We start from the raw sequence: 21,159 nt of genomic DNA, 5'->3' as shown, positions 1-21,159 counted from the left end.
GACTTGAACCCTCGACCTCCGGCGTGACAGGCCGGCATTCTAACCAACTGAACTACCGGGCCACGGTAGCTTGCTTGTGCAAGGCTGGGGATTGTATGCAAAACCCAGTGAACTTCAAGCATTTTCGACAAAAAACTGTAAATCATTTGTCTTGTTTAAGCTTCTTTCCCCAAATCCCGTAAACCTTGCGTTATAAGTGATCGAGTCGATCAATTTACAGGCACTGTCAGGAAATGGTGGGTGGTACAGGGGTCGAACCTGTGACCTACGCCTTGTAAGGGCGCCGCTCTACCAACTGAGCTAACCACCCGCTGAAGCTGCGCGTATTGTAATGATATTCGCTTGGCGGTCAAGTCCTCTAAATGCAAATATTTGGCTCAAGGCAGGCCACATAGAGAACGGTGTGCAAACAAAGGTGATGTCATTCTGTATCTCGGCTCTGTCGCACTGCTATAATGCCCGGCTTATGAAACTGGGGGGTAGATGTGGGCACTTGCTTGAATATCGCGACAAATAGCAAAACGGTTGACACTGTTAGCTGTCAATACCTTGGGTGCGTGGTTGTTGAGCCCCGTCATGGCCGACTAAGTCGCACATGTAGGCAGTTAACTCGGCTAGCGACACTTTTTTCCGGTACAGTCCTAGACCTGCGCAGCAAGTTTTCTTTGGCCGTTGGCGTCATGATGCTGCTACTGGCTGCACAGGTGCAAAGTGACGCTATCGATGCTGTCCAATTTAAGGATGAACCCACCCGCTTACGTTTTCACCATTTGATCGATGAGCTACGTTGTCCTAAGTGCCAGAATCAGAATTTGGCTGATTCAAATTCACAAATCGCCATAGACTTGCGCCGCGAGGTTGCTCGTCTGGTTAAAGAGGGCGGTTCGGATAATGATATCAAAGCGTTTATGGTTGATCGTTACGGTGATTTCGTTCTTTATCGTCCACCGCTGCAAAGCAATACGCTAGTGCTGTGGTGGGGGCCGGTTGGGATGTTGGCAATAGGTTTGTTAGTTTACCTGTTGATTTTACTGGGCAAGCGTAAGCAAGTTGATGACTACGATAGTGCTACAGGCGCAGCTGAAGAAAACCATGAAGAACCCAATGCGCTTAGCGCAGATGACTTCAGCAACGACAAACAAAAGAATCAGAACAATAAATAAAAAACCTCAGGGGGTTGTGTGGATATTCCATTCTGGCAGGGTTTTCTTGTCTTATGTGCTTTGGCTGCGCTGTTTATTTTATGGCCGGTTTTGGTTGTAAAGCGCAATCAAAAACAATCGCTACTGAGCGATGTTCAGGGGGAAGCCAACGAAACACTTTATGAGGAACACCTCAAAGAGCTGGAAGCCACGCATGTGCGGGGAGAAATCGATAGTAAAGAGCTAGCGAACCTGCGCCGTGACCTAGAGCGAACTATGACAGCGGATTCCGCGGCAAATACACTGCCTGAACGACCAGTCGTGTCGAGTATTCGCAGTCGCTTTCCTGTTATAGGTTTGGTTGTTGCCTTGCCTATTGTCGCGTTGATTATGTATCAAATGCTGGGTGCCGGTCCCGATTGGTCGATATACAAGCTTGCTCGCGAGCGAGTTCAGTTGGACGAGCCAAAAGCACAGCTAGCAGCGACAGAGAATTTGATCCGCAAGCTGCAGGAGCGTGTAAGCGATCGCCCGGGGAATGCTCAGAATTGGTATCTACTAGCAACAGTAGCGTCGGATCTAGGTGAATATCACGAAGCTGTGCGTGCTTTGCGTCGAGTTTTAGAGCTTGAGCCTAACGCCCCACAAGTGATGGCCGAGCTAGCGCAAGCCCTCTACTTAGCTGCAGGTAATACCGTCACTCCAGAAGTGAGCCGTAATACTCAAATGGCGTTACAGCTTAACCCTAACATGCCCACGGCGCTGGGATTAGCCGGTATCGAAGCGTTCCAGTCCGGGGCCTACCAATCGGCTATTGACCACTGGTCGTTAGCGGTATCGCAGTTAGATCCGAAATCATCGGCTTCACAGGCGTTAACCGGTGGTATTTTGCGGGCGCAAATGGCGATGGAGAAGTCTGGTGTTAGCAGTGCGAAAACTGCGAAATCAACCAAGTCTAAAGCTGAGGCGCCGAAGGTTAGCGTTAGTGTCGCGGTAAGTTTTGATGATTCCATCGTAAACGCTAAGCCGGAAGATTTGGTGTTTGTGTATGCACGTGCGTGGCAGGGGCCGAAAATGCCTTTGGCCATTCGTAAATTAACCGTGGCCGACTTGCCGGTAAAAATTGTACTCGATGAAACTATGTCGATGGCTCCTGGAATGGACCTGAAAAGTTTCCCGCAAATTGAAGTGGTTGCACGAATCGCAATCTCAGGTAGCGCCATTCCCGAGTCGGGTGACTGGCAGGCCAGCATTGGCCCGGTAATTCTGGCAGATAAGCCGGGAACTCTGTCGTTGAAAATCAGCGAACAAATTCCCTAATACTGTTTTGAAGTGGCGGTTTTCTTTTGGATAAGTGTTTTTTGGTAAATAGGATTTATGCGTCTTAAGTGTATTAAGTTAGCGGGTTTTAAATCATTTGTAGACCCAACCACCGTCAATTTCCCCAGTAACCTCTGTGCGGTTGTGGGGCCGAACGGCTGTGGTAAATCAAATATCATCGATGCAGTGCGTTGGGTGATGGGTGAATCGTCCGCCAAAAATTTGCGTGGCGAATCCATGACAGATGTTATTTTTAATGGTTCGGGTGGGCGTAAACCCGTCGGTCAAGCCTCTATTGAACTGGTGTTCGATAATAGTGATGGCACCGTCGTTGGGGAGTTCGCTGGTTATTCAGAAATTTCTATTAAGCGTAAAGTAACCCGTGAAAGTCAGACCTTCTATTATTTGAATGGCAATAAGTGTCGCCGTCGGGATATTACCGATATTTTCCTTGGTACCGGATTGGGGCCGCGCAGCTATGCGATTATCGAGCAGGGGATGATTTCCCGCTTAATCGAAGCAAAGCCAGAAGAATTGCGGGTATACATCGAGGAAGCCGCTGGGATTTCTAAATACAAAGAGCGTCGTCGCGATACCGAAAATCGTATGCGCAGGACGTTTGAAAACCTTGAGCGCCTAACCGATATTCGCGAAGAACTCGAGCGCCAGATCTCTCGCTTAGAACGACAAGCTCAGGCGGCCGAAAAATATACCGAATTCAAAAAAGAAGAGCGTGAGCTAAAAGCGCAGCTACAAGCCTTGCGTTATCAATTATTGCAGGCGAAATCTGACGAAAAACATCTGGCAATTACCAAGTTAGAACTGCGCGTTGAATCCGAGGTTACTGATCAGGTTCACCACGACTCAGAAATTGAAAAGCATCGCACACTCTTTACCGAAATGGGTGATGTCTTTAACGAAGTTCAAGGTCGTTACTACTCCGTAGGCTCCGATATTACCCGTATCGAACAAGGTATTCAGCACGCCGAAGAGCGCGAGCGTCAGTTAAAAATAGACTTGGAGCAAACCGAGCGCGATTGCGCTGAGGCGGAAGAGCATCTGGCCATTGACCAAGGAAAAGCCGAGGGCTGGGAAGCAGAGCTACTGGAAATTCAGCCCGACTTAGAGATGGTTAAAGACGCTGAAGAAGAATCCGGTTCGGTGTTGTTGGAAGCCGAAGACGGCATGCATCATTGGCAGCAGGACTGGGATCAATTTAACCAGCGTGCAGCGGAGCCGCGCCAGCAAGCAGAAGTACAGCAGTCGCGGATCAAATACCTCGAACAGGTTCAGTCGCGATTGCTGGAACGTATTACCAAGCTTGAAGCAGAGCGTGACGGTTTGGTCATCGGTGATGTCAAAGACGAAATCGCCGAGCTGGATGAAGAGGTTGCAAGCTTAGAGTTAAGCGCAGAAGAAAAAAGTATCGCGGTAGAATCCTTAACCGAGTCGGTTAATCAACTGCGCGAGAAGCAGCACCAAATTAATGAAGAGCGCGATCAACTGCGAAGTGAATTGCAGTCTTCGCGCGGTCGTTTTGCGTCCCTAGAAGCTTTGCAGCAAGCCGCATTGGGGCAGGGCGGTAAAATGGGTGACTGGCTGGAAAGCCAAGGGCTTCACAACTTCCCACGCTTGGCCGAAATGCTCACGGTTGATCAGGGCTGGGAGAAAGCGGTTGAGGCGGTACTGGGTAAAAGCCTACAAGCCGTTTGTGCCGACCAAACACTCGAGCAGTTGAGCAATGCGATAGGGCAGCTCGACGCTGGTGAAGTCACGCTGTTTGCGAAGGCTGACACCGCTCATAAAAGTGCAGTAACGACGACGCTGCTAAGTAAAGTCCAGTCGCCAATTGACCTTAGTAGTCAGTTGCAAGGCGTGTTGGTGGTTGACGATTTGAGTACGGCGCTGCAGAGCCGTTCGAGTTTGGACGCTGGGCAGTCACTAGTTACTCGCGACGGAATTTGGTTGGGGCGCAACTGGTTAAAACTTGTAAAAGACGACGATGCTAATGCTGGTGTAATCGCGCGCAAGCAGGAATTGGAACTTCTTCAAGAAAAAATCGAAACACTGGAAGAGCGCGTAGAGCTGCTTAGCGAAAGTTTCGAAAATACCAAAATGGAATTGTCCGACGCTGAAACTGAGCGCGAAAATAAACGCCGAGAAGCCGGTGAGCTGTCGCGTAAGCACAGTGAAAAACGCTCAGAACTTAGTTCGCGAAAAGCAAAAGTAGAGCAGGTTCTCGAAGGTCGTCAACGTGCTGAACGCGATATCGCGGATGCTCGTACCCAGATGTCGGCGGAGAGCGAAAACTTGGTGAATGCGCGCACGTTATTGCAAGACGCTATTACCGCAATGGAAACGGATACCGACGAGCGCGAAAAACTGTTGAGCCGTCGCGACGAAATGCGTAGTCGTTTGGATGGCGCTCGTCAGAAAGCGCGTCACGATAAAGACCGTGCCCACGAATTGGCGATGCGTTCACAGTCGTTAAAAACCCAGCTTGATGCAATTAAGCAGGGCATACAGCGCTTGCAAGATCAAATGTCGCGTATGCAGGAGCGCCGTGAAAACTTGCGCGCGTCATTAGAAGATAATCGCGAGCCCATCGAAGAAAATAAGATGGAGTTAGAAGCGCTGTTAGAAAAACGCATTACGGTAGAAAAACAGTTGAGTGAAGCGCGACGCAGCGTTGAAACCGTGGAGACCGCACTGCGCGAGGCAGAGAAGCAACGCCATCAAGTAGAGTCGTCTATTGGAACGCTAAGAGCAAGCCTAGAGTCGGCCCGTTTGGATGCGCAAGCGATTGATACGCGACGTGAAGGCTTAAAGCAGCAGTTAGCCGAGCAAGACCTCAATATTGATATTTTATTGGCAGAGTTAGACCCAACTCTAGAAGAGTCGGTGCTTGAAGAAGGTTTAGAAAAGGTCGGTAATCGTATTTCGCGTTTGGGCGCAATTAACCTCGCTGCGATCGACGAGTACAAAACCGAGTCCGAGCGTAAAAATTATCTCGATGCGCAGGATAAAGATTTGCGCGATGCGCTGGAAACACTCGAAAATGCGATTAAGAAAATCGATCGAGAGACCCGCACCCGATTTAAAGAAACCTTCGATCAAATTAACACGGGTTTGCAGGAGTTGTTTCCAAAAGTGTTTGGCGGTGGTCATGCGTATTTGGAGCTTACCGGTGAAGATATGCTCGATACGGGTATCGCTATTATGGCGCGACCTCCGGGGAAAAAGAACAGTACTATTCACCTGCTCTCAGGTGGTGAAAAAGCGCTAACGGCGATTGCCTTGGTATTTTCGATTTTTCGTTTGAATCCCGCGCCATTCTGTATGCTTGACGAAGTTGATGCGCCACTAGATGACGCCAACGTCGGTCGCTATGCTCGCATGGTTGAAGAAATGTCCTCGCAGGTGCAGTTTATTTACATTACGCACAATAAGATTGCGATGGAAATGGCACATCAGTTAATGGGGGTTACCATGCATGAGCCCGGTGTGTCACGCATGGTGACGGTAGACGTAGAAGAAGCTGCCGAATTGGCTGCCAGTTAATTTTTTTGAGGAATTGAATCCAAATGCGGGATTGGTTAACCGTCATCATCGTTTTATTAATCGTTGGCATCATTTTGGATGCGATACGACGCGTACGGCAGGCGCGCCGCGAAAGTTTAAAACTTTCTAAAAATGCGGAAAAAGCCGATCGTGAAGGGCTGCGTGTTAGCGATAGCGAGTTCCCGAGCGGCGGGGCTCGCGTTGTTGGTCATCGCCCTCGTGACGAAGCCGTAAATTTAACCCAGCAACTTCGGTATAAATCGGAGCAGAAAAAAATTACTGCTGGCGCTCCAAATAAAATTCCGGAGCAGGTAACGCTCAATCTCGATGAGCACGTACCGATGTTAATGGATTCTGTCGAAGAAAAAGCAGACGACGATAATGTAGAAATAGAAAAGCGTCACTCCCAGTCCGATAGCGCCGAGGTCGATGTGTTTGCTGATGCAAGTGATCATAAAGAACCATCCCTTGGTGACCTCGATAGTTTGAACGAGTTCGATACTGTACCCGAGAAGCCGGTTTCAAGTGCCGAAGATGGTTTTACTGCGGCTGTCAAAAAAGTCGAAAATGAAGAAAAAATTGAGCGAGAACGTAAAACGACCGCCGTTAAATCGCAATCAACTAATCTAGACTCGGGTGATGATCTCGAGTCCGATGGCAAGCCCTTAGTCGATCCTGAGGAGGTGTTAATCATTAATGTGATGGCGCCAAATGGAGTGCGTTTTGCTGGCGAGGATCTGCTTGAAGTGTTAGTCGCGCAAGGTATGAAGTTGGGCGCAATGGATATTTTTCATCGTCATCTCAATGATGATGGTGATGGCCCGATCTTATTTAGTCTCGCCAATATGGTGGTGCCGGGCACGTTTAATCTCGCCGCAATGAAAGATTTTGAAACGCCGGGCGTAAGTATATTTTTAAGTTTGCCTCTGGCGGCTATCGATGAAAATGGTGGTGTTCCAGAGGGTTTAAGTATTCAAGCCTACGATAATATGGCGAGCACGGCTAAGGCTCTAGCCGCGGCACTTGGTGGCGACCTAAAAGACGAGAATCGCAGCGTTATGACCCTGCAAACTATTGAGCACGGTCGACAGCGCGTTGTCGAATTTGAACGTAAGCAACGCCTGGCGCGGGCTTAGTTCGCTATCCACATCAAGGTGAAAACGTTTTAATTTGCACGCAATGTGTGTGCAGCTACTAACGAGATATGTCCATGAGTCAAACTAGCCAAGGCGCGCCTGCGGAAGCCGTAGCGCGCTGTGCGGAGCTGGTTCAGCAGCTCAATCATCACAGCAAACTGTACTACCTACTCGACCAGCCAGAAATTCCGGACGCCGAATACGATCGTTTGTTTCGCGAGCTACAAACGCTCGAGCGCGATTACCCAACGCTAAAAACAGCATCGTCACCCACTCAGCGCGTTGGTGCAGAAACCCTATCTGAATTCTCCTCCGTTACCCATGAGATGCCGATGTTGTCGCTGGATAACGCCTTCAGTGAAGCGGATATGCTCGGCTTTGAAAAGCGCATTAGAGATCGTTTAAAAATCAGCGATGATATTGAATTCGCTTGTGAGCCAAAGTTTGATGGCATTGCGGTTAGCTTGCTTTATCGCAATGGCGAATTAATCCGCGGTGCGACCCGTGGTGATGGCAGCAGTGGTGAAGATATCACTTTAAATGTACGTACCATTGGCTCTATTCCCCTGCACTTAAATAACGCTAGCGTTCCGGCGGTACTCGAGGTTCGCGGCGAAATTTTTATGCCCAAAAGTGGTTTTGCAAAGCTAAACTTGCGCGCCGCCGAACGGGGTGAAAAAACCTTTGTGAATCCGCGTAATGCAGCGGCAGGCAGTTTACGACAATTAGATCCATCCATAACGGCGAGCCGCCCGCTGGTGATGTGCGCCTACAGCGTGGGTTATGTCGAGGGCGAATTACCTGAAACGCACAGTGGAATTTTGCAACTGCTGGGCGACTGGGGTTTTGTCGTTAGCGATGAGCGACGGGTAGTGACCGGAGTTGCTGCCTGCCTGGATTATTTTCAAATGATGCAAAAGCGACGTCCCGCACTGGCTTACGATATTGATGGTATTGTCTTTAAAGTAAACAGTCTTGAGCTACAACAACAGTTGGGTTTTGTGTCGCGTGCGCCGCGTTGGGCGATTGCCCATAAGTTTCCGGCACAAGAGGAAATGACACGAATAAACGATGTGGAGTTTCAGGTTGGCCGTACCGGTGCTATTACACCCGTTGCGCGTTTGGAACCGGTATTCGTTGGCGGTGTTACAGTTTCGAATGCGACCTTGCATAATCGCGACGAAATCGAACGCTTGGGTGTAAGGATTGGTGATACAGTCATTATCCGTCGCGCTGGCGATGTAATTCCTCAGGTGGTGGCGGTGGTTGCCAGTAAGCGACCGAAAGATTCAGTGTCAATTGAATTTCCTGAACTTTGTCCCATTTGCAGTTCGCCAGTCGAGCGGGTTGAGGGGGAAGCGGCGGTGCGCTGTAGCGGCGGATTAATTTGTGGCGCTCAACGTAAAGAAGCGATCAAACATTTTGTCAGCCGTAAAGCACTTGATGTGGATGGCTTGGGTGACAAGCTAGTAGAACAATTGGTCGACCAAGAATTAGTCCACGAGGTTGCCGATCTGTATCAGCTATCGACAGAGGTTTTAACCGGTTTAGAACGCATGGGGCCAAAATCGGCGGCGAATTTAGTTGCAGCCTTAGAGCAAAGTAAAACAACAACGCTGCCGCGATTCCTATACAGCTTAGGGGTTCGCGAAGTAGGGGAAGCGACTGCGCGGGCACTGGCATTGCACTTTGGCAGTATCGCGCGCATTGCCGAGGCCAGTGATATTGACCTGCAAGCGGTGCCGGACGTCGGCCCTGTAGTCGCTCGATATGTTGTTGAGTTTTTTCAGCAGGCGCGCAATCGCGCCGCGATTACGGCGTTGCAAGCGGCAGGGGTTAACTGGCCGGAGCAAGAACCGAAACAACAGCAGGACGAGATTCAAGCCTTACCATTAAGCGGGCAGACATTTGTCTTAACCGGTAGCTTGGAGGTGTTAACTCGAGATCAAGCGAAGGAAAAACTGTTGGCCTTAGGGGCCAAGGTTAGCGGCAGTGTTTCTGCCAAAACAGATTGTGTGGTTGCTGGCCCCGGTGCGGGCTCAAAGTTGGTAAAAGCGGAACAATTAAATCTTAAAGTGATGGACGAAGCTGAGTTTATCCAGTTTCTGGCCGAATTAAATTAGACGTTTACACGGGGCTGGCGCGAGCTGGAAACGAGTTTTTATTTTTATTAAGAGTAGGCTATGGATCAGGAATCGATCGTGTATGGTTGTATTAAAGATATCAGTCATATGCAACATGACATGATACGCCGGCAGGCAAACCGGAAGGCCCTGCTAACGTTACCAAAGGCGGATGAGTGGCCCTATTTAAGTCAGGATATGTTTGCAATCCCCAAGTCCGAGTTGGGCCTCGACAACTATCAAACTGAAGTTATGCATTTTGGCGCCTCGTATAAAGCGGTTGAATACGAGTGGGGTCTTTGGGTTAAAAAGTTTGAAGACCTGTTAAATAATATGTATTGGATTTCCGCTGTTGTGCATCTCGAGACAGAGCTAATGGGAACTCACACCTTTACTTGGGAATCTACCTTAGATGGGCATAGTCCTGGCGCTGGAATTTCCTACGTGCGCTGTGAGTGGACTCAGGAAAATAGCTTTTTATAATATAAGTTAGTCGTGCTGGCGGGTATCCTCGCCGAAAAAGTGCGCAAAAAGCGGTTTATATATAGCCGCGATAGGATTAAGACTTATGAGTGGCGTTTTACTCGAAAGTATTGCCGATTCGAACTTGCCTAAGGCCGATATCCGTTTGGCCTTTTTCGATATTGATGGAACCTTGTTAGGTAAAGATGGCGGCTATACGGCGGCGACCGCCGACGCGGTACGACGCTTGGGGGCGTCCGGCGTGTATACCGCTATTGCCTCCGGGCGGCCGCACTACGCTGCGGAATTTGTTGCTCGTGAATTTGCTATGACCGCCCCAGGGGTGGTTAATACGGGCGCAACTATTTTTGATTTCCAGAACCAGTCATTGTGTTATAACGCCGAGCTTGATGCAGATGTAGCGATGCAGCTTTGGCAAAGTGTTCACAAAAGTGGCGTTTATTATGAGGCCTATGCAGGGGCCGATTATTTTATTGACCCAGATGCAGGCTTTAGTGCCTCGGCGCTTAACATTGCGGCCACTCATGCCAAGCATATGCGGGTAGGGCCAAAGCTACGCAGGTTTGATGAGATTATTGGTGTTGAACCTGTGACCAAGTTTCTGGTCGCAGTGGATAGTGACGAAATGCCAGAGTTTTTAGCTCAGCTACAGTTGCAGTTTCCAAATTTAATTTTTGCGACAGCGGGTATTGCGGAACAACCCAGTTGGCGTTTTGCCAATATCATTTCTGCATCGGCAACCAAGCGCAACGCATTTAATTGGTTTTTACAGCGCTATAATCTAGAGGCTTGCAACGTTATAGCGTTTGGTGACGCGCAATCTGATGTTGAATTTTTGCAGATGGCTGGAATTGGTATTGCCATGGGGAATGCTTTGGAAAGTGTAAAAGCCAGTGCAGACTATGTGACCAAACCTGTCTGGGAAGATGGCGTCGCCTACGCGCTACAGCGTTTACTTAGCGCTCGAAACTAGAGGTTGTTGTGAAGTTTAAATTCAAAATCAGTAAACGCTATAACATGATTGTAAGCCTCCTCGCTTGCGTTGCAGCTCTATGGATGTTGGTTACGCGTTTTGGTTATCCAGTCGAAAAAATCATCGAAATATTCTGGATATGCCTAGCATTTTTAGTCGTTGTTTTTTTGATAACAGCACCGTTGGCGTTGTTGCTGCGCTGGCTACTTTCTCGCGGCGACGACCGCTAAGTTGATGGATTCCTATATCCCTACACGAACCGTATTGCACTTGCTTGAACAGGCAGGCAAAGCCGGTTGTGATGTAGCTGCTTTATTGGGTAACTTAGATTTAACGCTTGAATGGCTGTCACAACAAGAGTCGATATCGGCGGCTAGGTATGGTGAACTTTATCAAGCCATTATTCAAGCAACTGAAAATGAATGGTTTGGTATCTTCGTTGGCGGTAGTGTTCCGCTCGGGTCATTCCGAATGATGTGTTTAACCATGTTGCACTGCCAAACTCTCGAGCAGGCGGTTCGACGAGCGGGTGAATTCGCAGAAATTTGTCGAGGCATGAAGGTGAAGTACACCATGTCTCCAGAGGGTGACATGGTTCATTTTAGAATGATGCCGGTCAGTTTTATTAGCAGCGATGAATTTGCCGCACTGCTTGAAGAGGCGGACCCAAGCCATATTCTCACCTCCATTATTACCTGGTTAAAGTTTGCCGAGTGGTTGGTCAATAAAACTATCCCTATTACCGAGATACGTTTGTGTTACCCGCGCTCGCGAATGGGTGAGCCGATGGTTGCCATTAATTCTGATACAGTGAAGTTTGATTGCGATCACAACGGTTTTAGCATCGAGGCGTCGAATCTGAGTTTGCCTATTGTGCAAGATCAGGAGTCGATGCTGGCAATGCTACGCACTGCGCCTTATCACCTGGTGACAGAGGATATGATGAAATTGCGTTTCTCGGATCGCGTGCGTAATATCCTCAAACGTGATGTCAGCAAAGCTATGCCGTCGGCTGAACTTTTGGCTTCGCAGTTACATATGTCGGCGACAACATTGCGCCGGCAGTTGGCAAAGGAATCTACGTCCTATCAACGGTTAAAGGATGAGTGTCGTATGGAGGCTGCTTTTCATTTTTTAAGTTGTACGGATTTCCATAATAACGACATTGCCGAAAAACTCGGTTTCGATGACCCTAGTGCATTTTTTAGATCCTTTAAAAAATGGACGGGACAAACACCAGGAGAATATCGTGCAACAGCTTTATGTAAGCTTTAACGTCAAGCGGCTGACGAGTATTGTTTCGGCTTTGGCGTTGCCCGTAATGCGAACGCTAAAATCTTGCCGACTCACACAAGCCTGTCGCCTTATTACTATTGCAACCATGGGTTTTGGTCTGGGTTGCGCCTCTCCAAATTCATCTCCCACGCTTTCAGAGCAACAGCGTGCGATTCAGACCTACGCCGAACAGCATCGTCATGCCACCGTTATGGTAGGTTATACCAAGGGCGTAATTTCGCCGTCCACGTTGATAAGCTGGCACCACCCTGATACGCGTTTCCCCGGCCCGGATGAAGATGAACAATGGTTTCTCGATGCGGTCAAAGATGCTGTCGATGGTCAATTGCGAGCTAAGGGCTTATCTATAATTGATGGCGAGACAAAACGTCTTACTCGCTTTCAGCTTGTTGTCGCGACCGGAAATTCACCCCAGCAGGTGTTTCTACGCGAATCTTGGTTTGGCATTATGCCTGGGTTAAATGAATATCAGGGAATTGCGGAAGGCAGTATTATGGTTGCGATTATTGACTTGGCACGTGGGATTAGTATCTGGCGTGCAGTTGTCGAAGGCGCGGTTGATCCTCAGGAATCAAAACTTATTCGCAAAGCTGAAATTAATGCAGTGGTTGCGTCACTAATGAAGCACGTTGAGATATAAGGTGTACGGTATGGGTAATTCTCTCGCTAGCATTTCGCTAGCCTTGTTGGTTAGTTTTTTGGTGGGTTGCGCCTCGCCTCCCAAAGGTATCGATTATCGTTCTGACTATGCGTTTGAGAGTTTGAAATCTTTTACAATTTTGCCGGTGGATGAAAAAACCTTCCAAGACCCACGCGTGTCCAAATTGGAAGTTGCCCGCATCGGTAGTATTTTAAATAAGCAATTACAGCAGCGTTATACGGCGGTAGAGAGCAACAATCTCGAAACTTCGGCAGATTTTAAAGTGCGTTTCTATTTGGTGGTAGATGAGCGGATGCGCGTTGAATCTTACGACACGATGTTTGGTTTGCATTGGGCTGGCCCTGTTTATCGGGTAGGTATTAATACACCCGATATTCACAATACCTATTATCAGCAGGGCACTATTATTGTGGACATGCTGGATGGCGCAACCAATGAGGTTTTTTGGCGCGGAACCGTGGGTGGAAAAATCAGCGATACGGCAACTCCACAAAAGCGAGATCAGCGCGCAGAAAAACTAATCAAACGATTGTTAGAGGGGTTCCCACCCAATCGACAATAAATGTTAGGTCTAGTACGCCTGTTTTGTGAATCATAAAAATATAACGCGAAACAGGTCTTATTTAGCTTACCTTATAGCCAGCTAGGTGTACTGGTTAAGGGGGTAGGACCGAAGCTCGGTATTCTTTGTTGTTATGTCTTTTTGCTTGAATCTGGCTGGATTTCCTTTTTTTTCTTGCCTTTTTGTTATAACCGGTGTTGGTTTGGCCGATATTTGTAGTCAAATCATGCCACTTAAACTGAGCGAATTTGAAATTGCTTCCTCTGGCCACAAGGTCAAACTAGGTTTATCTCGTTGTATTCAATCTAGTAGTGCGCAACAGAAATAACGTTAATCGCCTGCTAGACTGTTTGTATAACGGATAACCCAGCGCTCAGTGCGCCTAAAGGAGATAAGAGGTTATGTCAGATTACAAAGTGCCATTGCGCGATATTCAGTTTGTGCTTTACGAGATGTTCGATTACCAGCGTCACTGCGAGTCTCTGCCTGGTGGTGACGAAGCTGGTCCAGAACTGGTGAATGCCGTGCTAGAAGAAGGTGCGAAGTTTTGTGAGAAGGTGATAGCACCTCTAAACGCTGTTGGTGACCGTGAAGGCTGCAGCTGGGATGATGGTGTGGTTACCACGCCTACTGGCTTTAAAGAGGCTTACGACCAATATGTGGAGGCCGGTTGGGCGTCGATGTCCCACGACCCAGAATTTGGTGGACAAGGACTGCCGGAATCGCTTGGCTCGGTGATGAGCGAGATGCTAGGTAGTGCGAACTGGGCGTGGGGAATGTACCCAGGCTTGTCACACGGCGCCATGAAAACCTTAGATCAGCACGGTACAGACGAACAAAAACAAACCTATTTAACCAAATTGGTTGAAGGTGTTTGGACTGGAACCATGTGTTTGACCGAAGCGCATTGCGGGACTGACCTCGGGATGTTGCGCACCAAGGCTGATCCAGCAGCAGACGGCAGCTATAAGCTGAGCGGCACCAAAATTTTTATCTCGGCGGGTGAACACGATATGGCCGAAAATATCGTGCATATCGTGCTGGCGCGATTACCTGATGCTCCCGAGGGAACAAAAGGCATTTCGTTATTTATTGTGCCGAAATTTTTACCTGATACCGACGGCAATATCGGTGAGCGCAATAACGTTAGTTGCGGTTCACTCGAGCATAAAATGGGCATTCACGGGAATGCTACCTGCGTAATGAACTTCGATGGCGCCACAGGCTATTTAATAGGCCCCGCTAATCGCGGCCTTAATTGCATGTTTACTTTTATGAATACCGCCCGTCTTGGTACCGCAACTCAGGGCTTGGCTCACGCCGAACTTGGTTATCAAAAATCATTAGCCTACGCTAAAGACCGGCTTCAAATGCGCTCGTTATCGGGCTCGAAAAACCCTAACGGCCCTGCAGACCCTATTATTGTTCATCCAGATGTTCGGCGTATGCTGATGACTCAGCGTGCCTTTGCGGAAGGAGCGAGAATGCTCATTTATTATGCGTCGTTGTTAGTCGACGTTGAGCACCATAGCGAAGATGAAGCGGTGAGAAATGAAACGTCAGAATTGCTCGCATTTCTAACGCCTATCGCCAAGGCTTTTTGCACCGAGACCGCGTTCGAGTCGGCTAACTTGGGTATGCAGTGTTTTGGTGGTCACGGTTATATCGCCGAGTGGGGTATGGAACAAAATGTGCGCGATTGTCGCATCTCAACGCTGTATGAAGGTACGACCGGTATCCAAGCGCTAGATTTACTCGGACGCAAAGTGCTGATGACTCAAGGGGAATCGCTCAAACGCTTTACAAAAATTGTTCATAAATTTTGCCAAGCTGAAGCCGAGAATACCGAAATGAATGAATTCACCCAGCCGCTAGTAGAGCTCAATAAAGAGTGGGGGGAGCTAACCATGCATATTGGTTTAATGGCGATGGAGAATCCCGACGAAGTGGGCGCGGCATCAGTAGATTATTTGATGTACTCTGGCTACGTTACGCTGGCTTATTTCTGGGCGCGTGCCGCCGCCGTGGCCATGCAGGCCGAGGCTGAGGACAAGTCGTTTTATCAAAGTAAAATTAAAATGGCGCGTTTCTATTTTCAGCGTCTGTTGCCACGCACTCGAGGCTTAGTGCCCAGTATTAAGTCGGGTGCTGCGAATTTGATGGACTTGGAAGAAGCTGAGTTTTAAAACGGTATTTTACGACTCAACCCCCATTGCCGATTTTACATGGGGGTTGGTTTTATTATGGAACCACACAACGATGGAGTTTCACCTTTGATTACACGCTATAAAACACTGCTGGAATTGATCGAGACTACCTTCGATAAGTACGCTGCTTTATCGGCATACAGTTGTATGGGGCACACGCTAACCTTTGCTGACGTCGATCGTTTAAGTGCGTTATTCGCCCGCTATCTACAGCACGGTTTGGGTTTGCAGGCCGGTGACAGAATTGCCGTACAGCTGCCGAACATTCTGCAATTTCCTGTTGTGCTTTACGGCGCAATGCGTGCGGGGTTAGTTGTTGTAAATGCAAACCCACTCTATACATCGCGCGAAATTAAGTATCAGTTGTGCGACAGCGGGGCAAAGGCGTTGGTCGTGTTGTCGAATATTGCCGCGAATGCCTCTGAAATTATTCGCGACACGCAGGTCGAAACCGTTATCGTTACTGATATTGCCGATTTACATCCACAACCTAAGCGATTGATTATCAATGCGGTGGTTAAGCATCTTAAAAAAATGGTGCCGGCGTATAGTTTTCCTAACACCGTTTCTTTGCGTGATGCTTTGGCAAACACCTATCCCGAAGTCGCGCTAGCCGATGTATCTCCTTATGACCTTGCGGTATTGCAATATACCGGCGGCACTACCGGTGTTTCCAAGGGAGCGGTGCTGACTCATCGAAACTTAGCCGAAAACGTTTGGCAAGTTGTGTCTCACATGGAGTCGGCGTTTGACGAAGGTAAAGAAACATTTGTTGCCTGTTTGCCGCTCTACCATATTTATGCTTTAAATTTACATGCACTAGGGGCATTCTCGCGTGGTGCTCACAATATTCTGATTCCCAATCCAAGAGATCTCGCCGCGTTGGTGAAGGAGATCAAACGGCATCGCATGACGATTTTTATCGGCATCAATACTTTGTTTAACGCACTTTGTCGCTTCTCCGCCTTCCAGAAAATGGATTTTAGCAGCTTGAAACTCACCACTTCCGGCGGTATGGCATTAACCGAAGATGCGGCAAAAAGCTGGATAGCGGTTACCGGAAATGATATTTGTGAAGGCTACGGGTTAACTGAGACCTCACCTGTTGTGTGTGGTAATCAGGCGGGTGGAATACAGCGTGGGACTATCGGCTTGCCGGTACCGGAGACGGAACTTAAGGTTATTGACGACGATGGCAATCGTTTGCCCAATGGCGAAGCCGGAGAGCTATGCGTGCGGGGTCCACAGGTTATGCAAGGCTACTGGAATAACCCGGTTGAAACGGCCAAGGTTTTATCGGTGGATGGCTGGCTAAAAACCGGCGATATAGCGGTGATAAACGATGACGGATATGTAAAAATTGTCGATCGTAAAAAAGATATGATTTTGGTGTCGGGTTTTAATGTATATCCAAATGAAGTGGAAGAGATTGCTACGCAAATGCCCGAAATTCTAGAAGCCGCAGCTGTTGGGGTCGCGGATGAGTGCAGCGGCGAAGTGGTTAAGCTGTTTGTTGTTCGGGTCGACTCTACACTTACCGAAGAGGCGGTCAAAGCTTTTTGCAGGCAGAATCTCACCGGCTACAAAGCACCGAAGTATGTGGAGTTTCGAGATGCTCTACCAAAATCTAACGTGGGTAAAATCCTGCGAAAAGAGTTGCGCGATTCTTAGCTCAACCAAATCGACTTAGCTTATATCAGGTAACACTTGTTAAGCTTTTAGCTCTAGGGGAAGTCACTACATGTCCAGCAATGCACTGATTCTATCTGGTGGCGGCGCGCGCGCATCCTACCAGGTTGGGGTGCTAATGGCGTTATCAGATATTCTTCCCGATCTACACAACCCATTTCCCATTATTTGCGGTACTTCGGCCGGGGCCATTAATGCGGCGGCCTTGGCTGCCCACCGAGGTTCGTTTGGCGCTTCGGTGCGAGACTTGGCCAGTACTTGGAGTACACTCGAAATCGAGAATGTGTTTAAGGCTGGATGGCTGCCGTTAATTGGTGGTGCAAGTAAGATTGTTGCTTCACTGTTTAATGAGGGGATTGGTAAGGAAAAGCCGTTAGCGCTTCTTGATAACTCACCTCTGCGCGACTTTCTGTCTGGCATTATTTCGTTCGATAATATTCAGCATCGTATCGATGCCGGTGATTTGGACGCACTTTGTATTACCGCGCTAGGCTATTCGTCGGGCGATTCAGTGAGTTTCTTTCAGGGTAACCAGCGTTTGCGAGGTTGGCGTCGTTATCGTCGTGTAGGTACGCCGACCCAGATCACAGTTGATCATTTAATGGCGTCGTCTGCGATCCCAACCGTGTTTCCAACCGTACATCTGAACCAAGAGTATTTCGGAGATGGCGCGATGAGACAGATGGCGCCGATTAGCTCGGCGTTACACTTGGGCGCCGATCGTGTTTTTATTATTGGTGTCAGCGGCAACCGCAGCCCGAATAGTTTTCGCGGCAAGAAAGTCGTCCGAACGAAACATTCGCCCTCAATGGCACAAATTTTAGGGCACATGTTAAATAGTGCGTTTATCGATTCGCTAGAGGGCGACATTGAACATTTGGAGCGCGTCAACGAGTTGCTGAAGCACGCCGATCCAAATCGTACCGGTAGCACACAGTTTTTGCGGCCAGTTGATACCCTTATTATTTCGCCAAGCAAGGCTTTGGATAAAATCGCTGGTCGCCGGGTTCGGAATCTACCGCAAAGCTTGCGGTTTTTTATGCGGAATATCGGCGCTACCGCGCATGGTGGTGGCTCGGCAGCTGCTAGCTATTTGTTGTTTGCAAAAGAGTATTGTAACGAACTACTCGAGCTGGGCTACCAAGATGCAATGTGGGAGCGTGCCAGTATTGAAGACTTCTTTGCGGGCGAAAAGCCCAAGCCTTAATTTCACTTTAACCGCTAGTGATCTTGCTAGCGGTTTAGCCTACATACCATTCCGGTTTCTAAATCACGTCTGGGGAGATTGCTGTGAAAGTTTTAAAATATTTAGTCTTAATTGCTGTCGTTGCTGGTGCGGTTGTCTACGGCATCGCTTACTTGCTACCCAGCAACAGCCATGTTGAGCGCAGCACCACCGTGGCCGCAACCCCAGAGCGTACGTTTGAGTTTGTTGCCGATCACCAAGCCCAGTCTCGCTGGTCGCCTTGGCTTGCTCGCGACCCAGAGATGAGCCGCAGCCTAAGTGGCCCCAACCGAGGCCTAGGTTCAAAGCTTAAGTGGCAGAGCGATGTCCCTGAAGTTGGTTCCGGCACCTCTGAAGTCATTGAATATGTAGCAGATCGCCGAGTTAGCATGCGCTTGGTTTTCGATAATATGAGCACAGGCGGCACCGGCACCATTACTCTGGAACCCAGCGGTGCGGGCACCTTGGTGACCTGGTCGTTTGATATGGTTCATACGGGGCTGTTGAGCCGTTACAGCGGTCTAATGATGGACAGCTGGGTGGGTGCGGATTACGAAGCTGGTTTGCAGAAGCTCGAGAAATTAATAAACGCCTTACCGAAAATCTCTAGCAAAGTCGTAACCTACAAAGTAGGCGATACAACACTGACAGGTTACTTGGCTAAGCCTGCTGGCGAGGGTAAGCGACCTGGGGTTATCGTCGTTCATGAATGGTGGGGAGCAAACGACTACGCACGCAAACGTGCCGATATGCTCGCCGAGCTTGGCTACAATGCTTTTGCGCTGGATATGTATGGCGATGGAAAAATTGCGACCCATCCAAAGCAAGCGCAAGCGTTTATGATGGAAACCATCTCGCAAGCTGGCGTGGCCGCAGCGCGCTTTGATGCCGCAGTTGATCTGCTGAAACAGGAGCCGACAACCCAATCCAATAATATTGCAGCGGTTGGCTATTGTTTTGGCGGCGCGGTGGTTATCAGTATGGCTCGTAGTGATAAGCCCTTGAAGGGCGTTGTCAGTTTTCACGGTGGCCTGAGTGGTTTGGCCCCCATAGTGGAGCAGCGCTCAAACCAAGTTCCACTGTTGGTTTTAAACGGTGCGGCAGACCCGTTTGTACCGGACGACGCGAAGCAAAGTTTTCAAGCTGAGATGAGTGCCAGTGGCTTTGAGTTTGAATTTGTTGATTACCCCGATGCGAAACACGCATTTACCAATCCCGCCGCTGATCAAGCTGGGCGCGATTTTAATTTACCATTGGCCTATAACGCCGACGCCGACCAAGCCTCTTGGGCGGCAATGCAGGCTTTTCTCGGGCGAGTTTTTAATTGATCCGCTCAATATTTCCCCTAGCTAGTTGAAACGTATGGGCGCTTTTTTTTCTCCTTCAGTCATGGTTCTGCTTGGCGCTAGTGTGCTTTGGGGTTGCTCTTGGTATCCATTGCGACTCCTTAATCAGTCTGGTATTGAGGCTGTGCCGCTACTTTTGGTGGGGCAAGGCCTACTGGCGCTACTGTTCACTCCAAAGGGGTTAATTGGCGTAAAGCTTATTCGGCATTGGCGACCCTTAGTCGGAATCTTTATTTGTGGCGGTAGTGCCATTCTGTGTTTTACCTGTGCCTTGATTTACGGCGATGTGATTAGGGTGATGGTGTTGTTTTACTTGCTGCCGGTATGGGGTGTACTGGGGGGCTGTTTCTTCTTGGAGGAGCGTCTAGATTGGCGTCGCACTTTAGGGGTTGTATTGGCCTTGGGGGGCGCGTTTTTTATTCTCGGCGGCCTGAAAATATTTGAGTCGCCACCAGGCTGGATCGACTTGCTGGCATTGGCGTCGGGACTATTTTTTGCGGCCAATAATTTAATGTTTCGCGGTGTCGAGCGCCTGCCGCTTACCACTAAGCTGGTGGTAATGTTTTATGGTTGTGCGGTTATTGCTGGGTTGTTACTGCTTGCCGGGGTACAGTCATTTCCCTCGTCATATGAGCCTGAGCCTTGGCTTTGGTTGGGGCTCTATTCGGTTACTTGGTTGTTGTTTGCTAACCTTGGCTCGCAATGGGCAGTAACCCAAATGGAAGCAGGGCAGTCTTCAATTATCATCATTATGGAATTAGTTGCGGCGGTTATTTCAGCCATGCTGCTGGCCGGTGAACGCCTATCTACGATTGAATGGTTGGGGTGTGTGCTAGTGATCTGTGCGGCTGTTTTAGAGTCGCTGCGCGCTCAACCGGCAACAACTGAAAAGTTAAGATAAAGGCCTTGCTTGGCGATTACGCACAAGCCGCTGTCACTTCTAGGTTTAGAATTTTACGATTAAGGGTTACTGGGACAATTCTTATGGGGCCACGACATTCGCCGGCTGATGTGCGATTGTTAGGTTTATTCGGGTGTTTCAGCCGCATTTTTAGCGCCTTTATTAATAATATCTGTGTATAAACTCATAAGTTTTGTGCACAACTCATGATGATCTGGATGGCGGTCGTAAATCGGTTTTGCTTCGCGTAAGTCGGTTAGCACTTCGTCTAAAAACTCGATATCAAAATCATTCAAGCTATGTCCGTCATCGACTTTTTTCTGCAACGACAGGGCGTGTGGCAGGCGCTGCTTATTCAGGCGCTCTACCAGTACTTCGAGTATAAAATCGTCGTCATTTGGGCCATTCATCATTGTTACTCAACTCCTTCTTACAACCTTTTAGTGTTTATCAAAGACATCATAGTTGATATAGGGTGCCGCCGGTACTGCCATATACAGTAGAATGTGGGTTACACATATATTGGGGCTGCGC

General features: G+C 48.8%; 17 protein-coding genes and 1 tRNA gene. 16 read left to right on the top strand and 2 right to left on the bottom strand.

The features are described from left to right. Positions 1–234 precede the first annotated feature (234 nt). Positions 235–310, bottom strand: a tRNA-Val gene (locus tag IDZ20_RS11415). 355 nt (positions 311–665) lie between these two features. Between IDZ20_RS11415 and IDZ20_RS11410 the strand changes: the two genes are divergently transcribed. The 16 genes from IDZ20_RS11410 to IDZ20_RS11335 all read left to right on the top strand — a co-directional run bounded on the left by IDZ20_RS11410 (position 666) and on the right by IDZ20_RS11335 (position 20,625). Next, on the top strand, positions 666–1,163 hold the full coding sequence (locus IDZ20_RS11410; protein WP_223144954.1) for a cytochrome c-type biogenesis protein: 498 nt from the start codon (positions 666–668) through the stop codon (positions 1,161–1,163). An 18-nt stretch (positions 1,164–1,181) separates the two neighbouring features. Beyond that, entirely contained in the window at positions 1,182–2,462 is a 1,281-nt protein-coding gene (gene ccmI, locus IDZ20_RS11405; RefSeq protein WP_188151555.1) for a c-type cytochrome biogenesis protein CcmI, read from the top strand. Positions 2,463–2,519: 57 nt separating this feature from the next. Then, positions 2,520–6,023 (top strand): chromosome segregation protein SMC, encoded by a 3,504-nt coding sequence (gene smc, locus IDZ20_RS11400; RefSeq protein WP_188151554.1) that lies wholly within the window; start codon positions 2,520–2,522, stop codon positions 6,021–6,023. A 23-nt stretch (positions 6,024–6,046) separates the two neighbouring features. Next, the gene (gene zipA, locus IDZ20_RS11395; protein ID WP_188151553.1) at positions 6,047–7,159 is read left to right on the top strand and encodes a cell division protein ZipA; all 1,113 of its coding nucleotides are present in this window, start codon (positions 6,047–6,049) and stop codon (positions 7,157–7,159) included. Between the two features lie 74 nt (positions 7,160–7,233). Then, complete coding sequence (gene ligA / locus IDZ20_RS11390; RefSeq protein WP_188151552.1) at positions 7,234–9,282, top strand: NAD-dependent DNA ligase LigA; 2,049 nt, start codon at positions 7,234–7,236, stop codon at positions 9,280–9,282. A gap of 60 nt (positions 9,283–9,342) precedes the next feature. Further along, complete coding sequence (locus IDZ20_RS11385; RefSeq protein ID WP_188151551.1) at positions 9,343–9,765, top strand: hypothetical protein; 423 nt, start codon at positions 9,343–9,345, stop codon at positions 9,763–9,765. Positions 9,766–9,850: 85 nt separating this feature from the next. Next, entirely contained in the window at positions 9,851–10,738 is an 888-nt protein-coding gene (locus IDZ20_RS11380) for an HAD family hydrolase (protein ID WP_188151550.1), read from the top strand. An 8-nt stretch (positions 10,739–10,746) separates the two neighbouring features. Continuing rightward, a complete protein-coding gene (locus IDZ20_RS11375; protein WP_188151549.1) occupies positions 10,747–10,968 on the top strand; it encodes a hypothetical protein in 222 nt (73 codons plus the stop codon). Between the two features lie 4 nt (positions 10,969–10,972). After that, a complete protein-coding gene (locus IDZ20_RS11370) occupies positions 10,973–12,013 on the top strand; it encodes a helix-turn-helix domain-containing protein (protein ID WP_188151548.1) in 1,041 nt (346 codons plus the stop codon). Next, entirely contained in the window at positions 11,988–12,674 is a 687-nt protein-coding gene (locus tag IDZ20_RS11365; RefSeq protein ID WP_188151547.1) for a DUF4136 domain-containing protein, read from the top strand. The genes IDZ20_RS11370 and IDZ20_RS11365 overlap by 26 nt, the downstream gene beginning before the upstream one ends. A gap of 10 nt (positions 12,675–12,684) precedes the next feature. Further along, positions 12,685–13,257 (top strand): DUF4136 domain-containing protein, encoded by a 573-nt coding sequence (locus IDZ20_RS11360; RefSeq protein WP_188151546.1) that lies wholly within the window; start codon positions 12,685–12,687, stop codon positions 13,255–13,257. A gap of 401 nt (positions 13,258–13,658) precedes the next feature. Beyond that, positions 13,659–15,443: an acyl-CoA dehydrogenase C-terminal domain-containing protein gene (locus IDZ20_RS11355; RefSeq protein ID WP_188151545.1), complete on the top strand. Its 1,785-nt coding sequence runs from the start codon at positions 13,659–13,661 to the stop codon at positions 15,441–15,443. Between the two features lie 57 nt (positions 15,444–15,500). Beyond that, positions 15,501–17,135 carry an AMP-binding protein gene (locus IDZ20_RS11350; RefSeq protein WP_188151544.1) on the top strand — a complete coding sequence of 545 codons (1,635 nt, stop codon included), beginning with the start codon at positions 15,501–15,503 and terminating at the stop codon, positions 17,133–17,135. Between the two features lie 70 nt (positions 17,136–17,205). Then, positions 17,206–18,360: a patatin-like phospholipase family protein gene (locus tag IDZ20_RS11345; protein WP_188151543.1), complete on the top strand. Its 1,155-nt coding sequence runs from the start codon at positions 17,206–17,208 to the stop codon at positions 18,358–18,360. Between the two features lie 83 nt (positions 18,361–18,443). Then, positions 18,444–19,706, top strand: a complete 1,263-nt coding sequence (locus tag IDZ20_RS16240; RefSeq protein ID WP_223144953.1) for a dienelactone hydrolase family protein — start codon at positions 18,444–18,446, stop codon at positions 19,704–19,706. A gap of 34 nt (positions 19,707–19,740) precedes the next feature. After that, positions 19,741–20,625, top strand: a complete 885-nt coding sequence (locus tag IDZ20_RS11335) for a DMT family transporter (protein ID WP_188151542.1) — start codon at positions 19,741–19,743, stop codon at positions 20,623–20,625. 125 nt (positions 20,626–20,750) lie between these two features. Here the strand turns inward: IDZ20_RS11335 and IDZ20_RS11330 are convergent, their stop codons facing one another. Continuing rightward, positions 20,751–21,038 (bottom strand): hypothetical protein, encoded by a 288-nt coding sequence (locus IDZ20_RS11330; protein WP_245792272.1) that lies wholly within the window; start codon positions 21,036–21,038, stop codon positions 20,751–20,753. Positions 21,039–21,159: the final 121 nt, after the last annotated feature.

Origin of the sequence: Teredinibacter waterburyi (assembly GCF_001922985.1) — a bacterium.
Classification (GTDB): Bacteria; Pseudomonadota; Gammaproteobacteria; order Pseudomonadales; family Cellvibrionaceae; genus Teredinibacter; species Teredinibacter waterburyi.
The sequence above is the reverse complement of the archived record's forward strand: the minus strand, read 5'-3'. Positions and strand labels throughout refer to the sequence as shown.